General features: G+C 61.5%; 10 protein-coding genes and 1 pseudogene. All 11 read left to right on the top strand.

Going from position 1 to position 12,584, the window contains the following annotated elements; all coding sequences use genetic code 11:
- The coding region (locus EBL84_RS17105) for a hypothetical protein (protein WP_190287946.1) at window positions 1–340 on the top strand (340 nt) is incomplete at its 5' end.
- Window positions 341–376: 36 nt separating this feature from the next.
- The gene (locus EBL84_RS16935; RefSeq protein WP_148040296.1) at window positions 377–1,834 is read left to right on the top strand and encodes a hypothetical protein; all 1,458 of its coding nucleotides are present in this window, start codon (window positions 377–379) and stop codon (window positions 1,832–1,834) included.
- Window positions 1,835–2,057: 223 nt separating this feature from the next.
- Window positions 2,058–3,166 (top strand): IS3 family transposase gene (locus EBL84_RS11590; RefSeq protein WP_223807006.1). Its coding sequence is split into 2 segments (ribosomal slippage): window positions 2,058–2,310 and window positions 2,310–3,166, totalling 1,110 coding nucleotides; the frame shifts between segments, so codons are not numbered across the junction.
- Between the two features lie 14 nt (window positions 3,167–3,180).
- Window positions 3,181–3,276 (top strand): annotated as a pseudogene (locus EBL84_RS11585) (IS1 family transposase); the annotation flags it as partial.
- A gap of 120 nt (window positions 3,277–3,396) precedes the next feature.
- Window positions 3,397–3,768, top strand: coding sequence for a hypothetical protein (locus EBL84_RS16930; protein ID WP_148040295.1), 372 nt, complete (start codon window positions 3,397–3,399; stop codon window positions 3,766–3,768).
- A gap of 159 nt (window positions 3,769–3,927) precedes the next feature.
- Complete coding sequence (locus tag EBL84_RS11580) at window positions 3,928–4,788, top strand: ISAs1 family transposase (RefSeq protein ID WP_123140959.1); 861 nt, start codon at window positions 3,928–3,930, stop codon at window positions 4,786–4,788.
- A gap of 56 nt (window positions 4,789–4,844) precedes the next feature.
- Window positions 4,845–6,173 (top strand): hypothetical protein, encoded by a 1,329-nt coding sequence (locus tag EBL84_RS11575; protein ID WP_223807005.1) that lies wholly within the window; start codon window positions 4,845–4,847, stop codon window positions 6,171–6,173.
- Window positions 6,170–7,744: a DUF5691 domain-containing protein gene (locus EBL84_RS11570; RefSeq protein WP_123140957.1), complete on the top strand. Its 1,575-nt coding sequence runs from the start codon at window positions 6,170–6,172 to the stop codon at window positions 7,742–7,744. The genes EBL84_RS11575 and EBL84_RS11570 overlap by 4 nt, the downstream gene beginning before the upstream one ends.
- Window positions 7,741–8,838, top strand: coding sequence for an AAA family ATPase (locus EBL84_RS11565; RefSeq protein WP_123140956.1), 1,098 nt, complete (start codon window positions 7,741–7,743; stop codon window positions 8,836–8,838). Before EBL84_RS11570 ends, EBL84_RS11565 begins: the two co-directional genes overlap by 4 nt.
- Window positions 8,835–11,114 (top strand): DUF5682 family protein, encoded by a 2,280-nt coding sequence (locus EBL84_RS11560; protein ID WP_123140955.1) that lies wholly within the window; start codon window positions 8,835–8,837, stop codon window positions 11,112–11,114. The genes EBL84_RS11565 and EBL84_RS11560 overlap by 4 nt, the downstream gene beginning before the upstream one ends.
- Complete coding sequence (locus EBL84_RS11555) at window positions 11,111–12,265, top strand: VWA domain-containing protein (RefSeq protein WP_123140954.1); 1,155 nt, start codon at window positions 11,111–11,113, stop codon at window positions 12,263–12,265. The genes EBL84_RS11560 and EBL84_RS11555 overlap by 4 nt, the downstream gene beginning before the upstream one ends.
- Window positions 12,266–12,584: the final 319 nt, after the last annotated feature.

Below are 12,584 nucleotides of genomic sequence, written 5' to 3'. Positions count from 1 at the left end.
ATCTAGCTTGGCTGGGGCTCCAGAATATAGCCCTCTGCTTGAATTGATTTCAGAAATAATATCTTCTTCAACTTCTAAAGAAGTTAGAATTTACGTTGTAACTGACATGATGGAGAATTCGATAGATTTTGATTTCAGGAATCGTGTCCCCGACTTTAAAAAAGCCACTTCGAAATATGAGATAGATATTGAAAAAAAGAGCGTCTTTGTTTTTTTTAATTATATTGACAGGCAAATGTATTCTTCAAACCTTATTAAAGGGGTGCTGGATTTTTGGCGTAATTTCTTTACTAGCCAAGGAGTTGAATTTAGAGAAAGAAAATTTTTTTATTCTCGTTAGATTTACTTTCACGTTTCCAAAATGGAGCAAAGACTGATGTTCTGGAAAGTTAAGGTTGACGATAAAGGTCGTTTTTTTTGGTCTGAAATGAAGCCTATCTCAAAAAGCTTTGTTGATAGCATGAGCCCAAAGGAAAAGGCTGATGATTTTGCAAAGTCAAAGAATGTGGATAAAATACGTGACGAGAGATCGTTAACATCTACTGAAAAAGAAATGCTTGCCAACGTCAATGACTACCTGGGTGAATTGCGCGAATGGCACTATAAAGCGTATGTTAAAATGAAAAACGATTTCTCTGAAAAGTTTTCAGAAATAGTTCCTTTGCAGGAACGTTTTGATAAAATCAAAGAAGATTTAATTTTTGAGCTTGAAGAGTTAAAAGCGGAATTTGAAGAAAAATACAAGATTGCTTTTCAAGATGAAAAATCTGCAAGGAGAGACCTGGCTAGCTTTAGGGTGAAAAACAAGATATCCAGACAGGCGGCTTCGGTTCCTGAAGTCAATAGATTCCTTGATCACGGTTTGCTTTTGGTTTTTATCTGCCTGGAGTCTGTACTTAATGCAGCTTTTTTTGACTCTGATTATGGATATATTGGCGGCGGCTTCTACGCCTTTGTGTTTTCTGTTATAAATATTTATTTTGGTTTTTTCGCTGGATACATTGCTTTACGATTGACTTTCCATGTAAAAAAGCACCTATCATTTTTGGGCTTTTTGCTGCTTTTTGTTTATTTTTCTTTTTTCATTTCGCTTCAATTCTTTATCGCTAGATTTAGAGACTATTCAGTTGAATTCCCGGACCTGGAAATTATTGACGTCATTCAAAGCATGATAAACAATCCTTTCAGCGTAAAGACAATGGACTCTATGCTTCTTTTGTGCCTTGGATTGCTGTTGGGATTGATTGCTTTTTACAAGGGATTTAAGTCCGATGATCCGTACCCCGGGTTTGGTGAAGCTTACAGGAAATGGAAAAGTCTTAACGCAATATCTAGCAAGATTAACATTGATGCAAAGAAAGATTTAGCTCTTAGACTAAAAAAAGCAAAAGAAAATATTTTCGCCATCCCTGCTAGCTTGAGAGCTCAAGAAAGTGTAGTGGATGATTGTATTCGCGATTCTGGGAATTACTTCCATTGCCTTGGCATCTACCTTGCTAATGTTTTAGACGTCAGCAAAATGGCTGTTTTAGAATTTAGAGAACATGTTCAGAAAGTTTTAGAAAACCCTTGTCGCTACAAATTTATTGATTCCGAAATAGAATCCGCTATTGATATTTTTGCTTTTGGTGAAAATAAAAACGAAATTCTTCATATTTGCAACGAAGAGAAACGCAATTTATGCGAATTGATGTCTGAATACGAAAAAAACAAAGAAAAATTAATTGAAGAAATAGATAAAATCGCAACGAACTTCAATAAAAATTTAGACAACTTAAGGGGCGAAATACATTCTGAGAATTTTTTATTTAATGAAGAAGGATGTCCTGTTTAAGTTTTGGGATTCTCTGTTTTTTCGCCCTCCAAGGGGTTGGTCTCATGCGACCGTCTGGTCACGGCGCTGTCTCCCTCTGTTGCATGAACTCGACGGGGGAACGGTAGCCGAGTGTCGAGTGTAGTCGCTTGCGGTTGTAGAAGACTGTCCCCTTCCCCAAAAATAGGTCCAGCGAAAAGTAGAGACCGAGGGCATGATGGTGGCCGAGCAGAGGAGAGCCCACATGCGCAAGAGCAAGTACAGCGAGCAGCAGATCGTTGACGCACTGCGTCGTGCTGAGTCTGGAGTGGCCGTCAAGGACGTGTGCCGGGAGCTGGGGGTCAGCGCGGCGACCTTCTATCAATGGCGCTCGAAGTACGGGGGGATGGAGGCTTCGGACCTGAAGCGGCTGCGCGCGCTGGAGGAGGAGAATCGCCGGCTCAAGCACATGTACGCGGATCTGAGCCTGGATCACAAGATCCTGAAGGAGATCGTCGAAAAAAAGCGCTGAGCGCCAGGGCGCGGCGCGCCCTGGCGTGTGAGTCCATGGCCGAGGGCGTGAGCAAGCGGTGCGTCTGTCGACTGCTCGGGCTGAGCCGTTCGGTGTTCGACGATCACGCCCGCCCGCGTGACGACGGGCCGCTGATCAAGGCACTGAGCGCGCTGGCCGAGCGCTATCCATACGCCGGTTTTCGCAAGCTCTATGTGCGGCTGCGCCGCGCCGGACATCCCTGGAACCACAAGCGGGTCTGGCGGGTGTATTGCGCACTCAAGCTCAATCTGCGGCGTCGGTGCAAGCGACTCCGGGCGCTCCGCCCGCCGCAACCGCTGGTGCAACCGATCCGTCCCAACCTGCAATGGTCTGCCGACTTCATGAGCGATGCGCTGAGCTGCGGCATGAGCTATCGCACCTTCAACCTCATCGACGACTTCAACCGTGAGGCGCTGCGTATCGAGGTCGACGTCTCGCTGACCTCGGCGCGCGTCATCCGCGTACTCGAACAGGTCATCAGCGTCAGGGGGCGCCCCGAGCGGCTGCGTCTCGACAACGGGCCGGAGTTTACCAGCACCGCCTTCCAACGTTGGGCCACCGAACGTGGCATCGCCCTCGACTTCATCAGCCCCGGGAAACCGACCCAGAACGGCTTCATCGAGCGCTTCAACGGCAGCTTCCGCCGCGAGGTCCTCGATGCCTGGCTCTTCAACACCCTCGAGGAGGTTCGCCAACAAGCAGACGACTGGCTCGACGAATACAACCTGCGCCGACCGCACGAATCGCTCGGCGATCTTTCACCAATCGAGTTTCTTAACCGCCGCGGACATGCCGCAGTGTCTATTTATGGATGGACCTAAAAAGGGGGAGTTGACAGTTCAACGGAACACTCCGTCAGCGTATTTCCCGTTTAGCGAGAAAGTCGCTCGCGTTCTCGAAGAACCAGGAAAACCATCTGGGCGCACTCTGAAACTTCATTCATCACTGCTACGAGATTTTTATGTTTTTCTTTACTAGGTTTTTTTTGCTTTTTACCGTTTTTTTGTTTTGCGCATCCTGTAGTTCAGAGGGTGGGCAAAGGAGGTTTGATGTGGGAAAAGCATCTGATAGCTTTCTTTGCTTTTTAGACACAGGATCGTCTTTCTGCAAAACAGAAGAAAACCATGGTGAAGTGATCGAAAAAACTGCTCGAGAAATTGCCCCCCCCGAAAATGAATCAAGCTATTACCGTGCAAGCACTCAGAGAGAAGAAAGCAACCAGGATGAGGTAATCCAGGAAAGCCTTGATGACTCAAAAATTAATGATGGCGAGGCCATTGACGGCTTAGGCGACAACTATCATTACAGCCATGGTGAAGACTCTATTTTTGACAAAGACAGAGCCTGTCATATTGTTGTTATTGAAGGCAACAGCGATTATAAAGAGGGAATGATTTGTGTTTCTCCAGACGAATCTTTTTGATCACCACGAGATGAGGTTTGAGGTTCCCCTGTTTTTTCGTCCCCCAAGGATTGACGTCAGGGCTATCGCATCAAAGCATGAGCAAATTCTGTTGGATAAAGTCCGCATCGGTCAGCGACACTCAGGCCTCTTGATCCCTGCAACCGGAAGCCCCCGCCGATGCCCGAGACTCCGATCGATCGCTCCCTGGTCGCCCACTTCTCGATCCTCGAGGATCCACGCTGTCCGACCAAGCGCCGGCATCTGCTGAGCGATATGGTGGTGATCGCTGTTGCCGGGACGCTGTGCGGGGCCGATAGCTGGACGGAGATCGCCTGGTTCGGCAAGGCCAAGCAGGAGTGGCTGGAGCAGTTCCTGGCGCTGCCCAACGGCATCCCCTCGCACGATACCTTTGGGCGCGTGTTCGGGCTGCTGGACCCCGAGGGCTTCGAGCGCTGCTTCCGCGCCTGGGTCGAGTCGATCCGCACGGTCATCCCGGGCGAGGTGGTGGCCATCGACGGCAAGCAGCTGCGCCATTCTTACGACCGGGGCAAGGGTTTGGCACCGCTGCATCTGGTGACGGCCTGGGCGAGTACCAACCGGGTGGTGCTCAGCCAGGTCGCCACGGCGGCCAAGTCCAACGAGATCACCGCCATCCCCGCACTGCTGGAGTTACTGCAGCTGGAAGGCTGCATCGTCACCATCGATGCGATGGGGTGCCAGCACGCGATCGCCGAGCGGATCCAAGCGCAGGGGGCCGATTATGTGCTCGCGCTCAAGGGCAAAGTAAAGGGACACCCACTTATCAGCTTGAAGTCGCTCTTCCCCCTCCCGACCCTGGCTGCTAGAGTCCAGACGCGACCGGTCGCGAAGCCGACGGATCGCGGGCCTTGCGGCCCACGGCTGTCGTCGAATCGCTGCTTGCGCGCCCGATGCGCCCTCACGATCAAGGATCCCCCGCTCGATGAACGCACCTCGAAGCCAGACCCTCGCCGCACGCGTCTTCATCGCCCCCGGAATGGGATTCCAGGCTCTGACTGACGTGCCGGGCTAGCGCGACGATGGCGGCCCCCTGGACGGTTGAGCAGGTCAGCGGCATGGCGCCCGACACCGCGTCCATCGGCGCGGGTCGCAAGCTGGCGAGCGCCGCGAAGTGGCAGCGCCTCGGCCAGACGGATCGGCTGATCTGGGGCGAGATCAGGGGCAGCGGCAGCACGCCTTATCAGACCTGCATCGACACCGCCGGCCCGGCCTTCAAGTGCTCCTGCCCGAGCCGCAAGTTCCCCTGCAAGCACAGCCTTGGGCTCGCCCTGGCCCATGCCGCATCCGCCTCGGCCTTCGCCACGGATGCCCCACCGCAGTGGGTCGCCGAATGGCTGGACAAGCGCGAGGCACGCTCGGAGCGTGAGGCGCGAGGCAAGACCAAGACGGCCGAGCCGGTCGACCCGGCCACCGCGCAGCGCCGTGCCGCCGCACAGGCGAAGCGCCGCGATCAGCGCGAGGAGAAGATGCAGGCGGGTCTCGACGAGCTGCAGCGCTGGCTCGCCGATACCCTGCGCCAGGGCCTGGCTCGCGCCATGGAGCAGCAGTCCTGGGATCACATGGCGGCACGGCTGGTCGATGCGCAGATCCCGGGCCTGGCGCGCTGGCTCCGCCGCTGCCAGGAGGCGCGCTATGGCTCCGAGCAGTGGCAGGGCACCGCCCTGCAGGCCTTGTCGCGTCTCCAGTTGATTCTGGACGCCTGTCAGCGCCGCGAGACGCTGCCGGAGCCGGTCCGGGCGGATCTCGATGAGCTGCTTGGCATCCCCCTGGCCAAGGAGACGGTCCTGACCCAGCCCGGCGTCGCCGATATCTGGCGGGTCATGGGCAAGTGGACCAGCGACGCGGATCATCTCCAGGTCCAGCGCACCTGGCTGCGCGGCGAGCGCACCCAACGCTGGGCGCTGCTGCTGGATTTCGCGGTTGCCGGCGCCGTGCTGCCGATCACGCCGCCGGAGGGCGTCGGCATCGAGGGTGAGCTGGCCTTTTATCCGGCGACCTGGCCGGTTCGCGCGCTCCTGAAGACACAGCAGGGGATCGAACCGGCGCAGCCGAACGCCTTGATCGCAGCAGGCGATGGGCTCGACGGACTCTACCGCACCTATGCCGAGCGTCTGGCCGCGCCCCCCTGGCTGGAGCGGATTCCGGCCGCGCTGCGCGACCTGACCCCGGTCAAGGTGGACGAGCACTGGCTGCTGATCGACGCGGAGCACCGACAGATCCCGCTCGCGCCCCACTTCCCCTTGCGCTGGGAGCTGCTGGCCATGGGCGGCGGCGCGCCCGTGCAACTGTTCGGCGAATGGGATGGAGAGGCCTTCTTCCCGCTGACCATCGCGGACGGGTCGCGTCTCCAGGGCTTTCACGCAATGCACATGGAGCTTTCGTGATCGAGCTCTGGAACGACCTCACGCGCACCGCGCTGCTCGGCACCGAGCGCGGCACCCGGACCTGGGATGCGCCCAATGCACTCGGGACGCTCTTGTCCGGCCTGCAAGCCCAAGAGACGGACGCCCCGGTCCAACTGCTGCGCTGTTCGGCGGTCGTGGGCAATTTCGTCCAAGCCGGGCGCTTGCCGGCTCGGCTCGCATCGGCTGCGCCATCGCCGGCCGCGCCGGACCCACGCCCCGCCCTCGGCAGCGCCCGGCATCTGCGTCTCCTGCTCCAGGACGATCGGCTCAAGACCCTGTTCCCCGAATGGCTGACGCTGCTCGCCGAGCACGGGCTGCGTGCCCCGGAGTCCAGCATTCCGACGCTCCTGGGCCTGGCATCGCGCAGTCCCGACCTGCGGCGGGCGATCATCGCCGTCATCGGCGCGAAGGGCCTGTGGCTGGCGGGACAGAGCCCGGAGTGGGCGCCGCTGCTGAGCGTCGCGGATCTCGGGCGGCTCGACGCGGCGCTGTGGGAGACCGGCACACCGGAGCAGCGACTGGCCTATCTGGTCCAGACGCGCCGCGAGGCTCCCGCACAGGCCGTCGAGTTGCTGGCCGCCGTCTGGTCACAGGAAGGTGCCCGTGAGCGACGCAAGTTGCTGGGGGTCTTGAGCGACGCATCGGGACCGGCGGATGTGGCCTTCCTGGAGTCCGCCCTCGCGGATCGCAGCAAGGACGTGCGCGGCGATGCGGCTGGACTCCTGGCCCGAATCCCCGGCTCGACGGTGCGGACACGCGCGGTGGAGCTGCTGGATGGCTGGCTCGGGTTCGAGTCCGGGACCGGGCTGATGGGGCGGCTCAAGGGCCGCAAGAGCGAGCTGAGCGTCACCCTGCCCGAGGACTGGGACAGCGCCTGGACGACGATCGGCATCCACGAGAAACCACCCAAGGGGATGGGACGCAAGGCCTGGTGGCTCGAGCAGCTGCTGGGGCTGGTCGATCCCGACCACTGGGTCGAACGCTGGCAGCTTTCAGCCCCCGAGATCCTCCGCATGGTCGAGGGGCACGCGTGGCAGGGCACGCTGCTGGCGGGCTGGCGGCGCGCCACCCGGCATTTCGGCAATGGCGCATGGGCGCGTGCGCTGATCGTGGGGACGGTCGACGCCGACGCCGATGCCGCGTTGTGGGCGATCCTGCCCCCCACGGAGCAGGAGAACGCACTGACCCCGTCGCTCGCCATGCCGAGCACGGACGAGCCGTTCAAGCGGGCCTTCGATCGGCTCGGTCATCTCGGGCACCGCTGGAGTCCGTCCTTTTCGTCGGTCGTGCGCCAGGCCTGTCTCAAGCTGTTCCGCGAGCAGACGCCGGACGCCAACTATGCCCGCTACGCCATCCTCCGTCAGGTTGCGGCGCACCTCGACCCGGGCGGCTGTCAGGCCATGGAGCAGGGCCTTGGGCCGTACCTTCAGGCGTCCTCCCCGTGGCAGAGGATCGCCACCGAGATGTTCGACACCCTGAGGTTTCGCAACGATATGATCCAGGCCATCGAGTCCGCGCGCATCGAATCAGACCAACGAGGTACGCCTTGAGCACCCAAAGCCCCAACGAAGCCATCCTGCGCCAGCACGCCGAGCAGGAGTTCGCCCACGAGATCGAGGCGCTCAAGGCGGTCGACGAGCATCCCAGGCCGCCCAACTGGACGCTCTCGCCCTGGGCCGTGCGCACCTACCTGATGGGCGGCACGCTGAGCAATGGGGTCGAGATCAGCCCCAAGTACATCGGTCAGGCCCGGCTGATGGAGATCGCCATCTCGACGCTGGCGACCGATCGTGCCCTCTTGCTCTATGGGCTCCCGGGAACCGCCAAGTCCTGGGTCTCCGAGCACCTGGCCGCGGCGATCTCGGGCGATTCCACCCTGGTGGTTCAGGGCACGGCGGGGATCGGCGAGGAGGCGCTGCGCTACGGCTGGAACTATGCGCGGCTGATCGCGGACGGTCCGTCGCGGGCCGCGCTGGTGCCGAGCCCGGTCATGCACGCCCTCGAGCACGGCGCCCTGGTCCGGGTCGAGGAGCTGACCCGCGTCCCGGCGGACGTGCAGGACAGCCTCATCACCATCCTGTCCGAGAAGACGCTCCCCGTGCCGGAACTCAATACCGAGGTCCAGGCACGCAAGGGCTTCAACGTCATCGCCACCGCCAACAACCGCGACAAGGGCGTCAACGAGCTGTCGAGCGCCCTGAAGCGCCGCTTCAATACCGTGGTGCTGCCGGTGCCGGCGACCCTGGAGGAAGAGACCGAGATCGTCGAGCGGCGCGTCGAGCGGCTCGGGCGGGCGCTCGAGCTGCCGGTCGAGAAGCCTGCGCTCCAGGAGATCCAGCGCATCGTCAGCGTCTTCCGCGAGCTGCGCCAGGGTATGACCGCCGACGGCAAGACCAAGCTCAAGACGCCCTCGGGCACCCTGAGCACGGCCGAGGCGATCTCGGTCGTCAACAGCGGCATGGCCCTGGCCGCGCACTTCGGCGACGGCCAGATGCGCGCGGGCGACGTGGCCTCCGGGCTGCTCGGCGCGATCGTCAAGGACCCGGTGCAGGACAAGGTCGTCTGGCAGGAGTACCTGGAGACCGTCGTCAAGGAACGCTCGGACTGGAAGGATCTCTATCGGGCCTGTCGCGAGGTGCTATGAGCACCCATGTCTTCGGGGTCCGACACCATGGTCCGGGCTCCGCGCGCAGTCTGCTCGACGCCCTTGAGCGTCTGGCGCCCGACATCGTCCTGATCGAGGGCCCGCCGGAAGGCAATGCGCTGGTCGCGCTGGCCAGTGACGCCCAGATGCGCCCGCCGGTCGCCATGCTGGTCTATGCGCCGGACGACCCGAGCGACGCCTCCTACTATCCCTTCGCCCGCTTCTCGCCCGAGTGGCAAGCGATCCACTACGCCCTGGGGCGCGACCTCCCGATCCGCTTCATGGACCTGCCGCTCGCCAATCGCATTGCGCTTCGGCGCCGGGAACGCGAGGAGGCCGCGGAGCGCACTGCACCGGACGCGGACCCCTCAGCGGATGACGGAGCCGAGCCGAGCGCCGAGCCAGCAGAGCCCTGGCGCGGCGATCCACTCGCGCTGATCGCGCAGGCCGCCGGTTACGAGGACAGCGAGCGCTGGTGGGAGCACATGGTCGAGGAGCGTCGCGACACCGAGTCGCTCTTCGAGGGCATCCGCACCGTCATGACCGCGCTGCGCGAGCAGGTCGAGGGGGAGCTTGCGCAGGACCCGCCGATCCTGGAGCGCTATCGCGAGGCCGCCATGCGCAAGATCCTGCGCGCGACCGAGAAGGAGGGCTTTGCGCGCATCGCCATCGTCTGCGGCGCCTGGCACGTCCCGGCGCTGGAGCAGCGCCCCAAGCAGAGCGAGGACAACCGGCTGCTCAAGGGGCTGCCCAAGGTCAAGACGACCGCGACCTGGGTTCCCTGGACCTATGGGCGCCTGAGCTACCACAGCGGTTACGGTGCCGGGATCGGGTCGCCGGGCTGGTACGACCACCTCTGGTCCCGGTCCGGCGACGTCGCCACCCCCTGGCTGATCAAGGTCGCCCAGGCGTTTCGGGCCGAGGGGCTCGACATCTCCAGCGCCCATGTCATCGAGTCCGTGCGTCTCGCCGAGACGCTGGCGGCCATGCGCGCTCGCCCCCTGCCCTCGCTCGCCGAACTCAACGACGCGACCCAGACCGTCATGCTCTTCGGTGAATCGGCGCCGATGCAACTCATCCAGGCGCGTCTCATCGTCGGCGAGCGGCTGGGACAGGTGCCCGAGTCGACGCCCGCGACGCCGCTGCAGGAGGACCTGCGCGCCCAGCAGCGACGGCTGCGGCTCAAGCCGAGCGCGAGCGATCAGTCACTGGTGCTCGATCTGCGCAAGCCGAACGATCTGGCCCGCAGCCATCTCCTGCATCGGCTGCGGCTCCTCGATGTCCCCTGGGGCCGCAACGGCGGACGCGAAGCGGGCAAGGGCACCTTCAAGGAGTCCTGGCGGCTCAAGTGGGAGCCGGACTTCGAGGTGGCGCTGATCGAGGCCGGTCGCTGGGGCAACAGCATCGCGCAGGCGGCGACGACGGCGGTCGTCCAGGAGGCGCGTCGGCGCGAGGACATCGGCCAGCTGGCGGCCCTGGCGCGGCAGGCGCTGCTCGCCGATCTGGGCAAGGCCATCGAGCCCGTCATCGGACAGCTCCAGGCCCGAGCGGCGCTCGCCGCCGACGTGCTGGTGCTGATGCAGGCCGTCCCGGAACTGGCCCGGCTGGCCCGCTACGGGGATGTCCGCAAGACGGCGCTCGAGCGCGTCGACACGCTCCTGGACGGACTCCTGGCGCGCATCTTCATCGGCCTCCCCAATGCCTGCAGCGGCCTCAACGAGGAGGCGGCGGAGACCCTCTTCGAGCACATCCAGGGCGTCCACGAGGGGCTCCGGCTCCTCGACGACACGCGCCTCCAAGCCCAATGGCAACGCACCCTGAACCAGCTTGCCGACACCCAGAGCCTGCAGGGCATCATTCGCGGGCGCTGCTGCCGGCTGCTGCTCGACACCGGCGCGATGGACGAGGAAGACGCCGCACGCCAGCTCGGTCTGGCCTTGTCGAGGGGGAACGCGCCCGGCCAGTCCGCCGCCTGGCTGGACGGCTTTCTGCGTGACAGCGGTCAGCTCCTGATCCACGACCACGCCCTCTGGCAGCTCGTCGACCAATGGGTGTGCCAGCTCCCCGAGGAGACCTTCATGCAGGTCATCCCGCTGCTGCGGCGGACCTTTTCGAGCTTCGAGGCCGCCGAGCGGCGGCAGATGGGCGAGCGCGTGAAACGCGGACCCATGGCACTCGGTTCGACGCACGACCATCCCGGCGCGTTCGACCGCGTGCGGGCGGAGACGACGCTGCCGCTCTTGTCTCGGCTGCTCGGTCTGGAGGACGGCGAATGAGTCAAGACGCACGCGAGCGACGCTGGCGCCTGATCCTGGGCGGCGAGCCATCCGACGGCATAGGGCTGGCCCTGCAAGGCGAGGATGTCCGCATCGATCAGTGCCTCGACGCCGTCTACGGTCAGGCGGGGCGGCGCGGTAGCCTGGCGGGCTCCTCGCCGAACGTGGCCCGCTGGCTCGGCGACATCCGTCAGTATTTCCCGTCCTCGATCGTACAGGTCATGCAGAAGGACGCCATCGAGCGACTCGGGCTGGAACAGCTCCTGCTGGAGCCCGAGGTGCTGGAGGCGGTCGAGGCCGATGTCCATCTGATCGCGACCCTCATCACCCTCAAGCACGTCGTCCCCGCCCGTACCAAGGACACCGCGCGCCAGGTCGTCCGCCGCGTGGTCGAGGATCTGATGCGCCGGCTCGAGCAGCCCATGCGTCAGGCCGTGACCGGCGCGCTCAACCGCGCCGTCCGCAACCGTCGGCCCAGGCTCAGGGAGATCGACTGGCACCGCACCATCAAGGCCAATCTCAAGCACTACCAGCCCGCGCAACGCACCATCGTCCCGGAAGTGCGCATCGGCTTCGGGCGCAAGCGCTCTTCACTGCGGGACGTCGTGCTCTGTGTCGACCAGAGCGGCTCCATGGCCACCTCGGTCGTCTATTCCAGCATCTTCGCGGCCGTCATGGCCTCGTTGCCGGCCTTGAGCACCCGACTGGTGGTGTTCGACACCGCCGTCGTCGACATGAGCGACGCCCTTCAGGACGACCCCGTCGATCTGCTCTTCGGCGTGCAACTCGGCGGCGGGACCGACATCAACCGGGCGCTCGCCTACAGCCAGGGCCTCATTCGACGCCCAAGCGACACCGTCTTCGTCCTCATCAGCGACCTCTACGAAGGCGGCGACCAGACCGAGATGCTCAAACGCGCCGCCAGCATCAAGGCATCGGGCGTCGAATTCATCACCCTGCTGGCCCTGAGCGACGAAGGGGCGCCCTTCTACGATCACCAGATAGCCGGCCAATACGCCGCCATGGGCATCCCGACCTTCGCCTGTACTCCGGATCAGTTTCCGGCGTTGATGGCTGCTGCGATTGGGGGTGAGGATGTTAATATTTGGGGTGCGCGGGAGGGGATTGTGACGACTCGGGGGGGAGGTTGAGAGGCGAGTAAAGGTTTACTCAGACTTCTGATGCCGAATTGCTCGGTGGGGGTGATGAGCTCTGTCCCAGGCAAGGTGTCGGATATAGGGTTCAGTTTCTGTCTAGTGTTGCGGGCTCAGCCGTGTTTGGTGTCGAATAGGTGGTATGAGGCGCCTAGCAGCAGTCCTGGCGAGGGATTTCTGGAGTATCTTCGGGCCGTGTGGGCGGACGGAGTTGGCATGGGGGCGGTGCTAGACAGAATCTGTCTAGCACGGAAATTAGAGAATCCGTCTAGCGCCATATTTAGGGGTTCTGTCTAATCAACTTTTATGTTTAAAA

Source organism: Marichromatium sp. AB31 (assembly GCF_003718685.1).
GTDB classification, from domain to species: domain Bacteria; phylum Pseudomonadota; class Gammaproteobacteria; order Chromatiales; family Chromatiaceae; genus Marichromatium; species Marichromatium gracile.
This window is presented reverse-complemented; position numbering and strand designations above follow the sequence as displayed.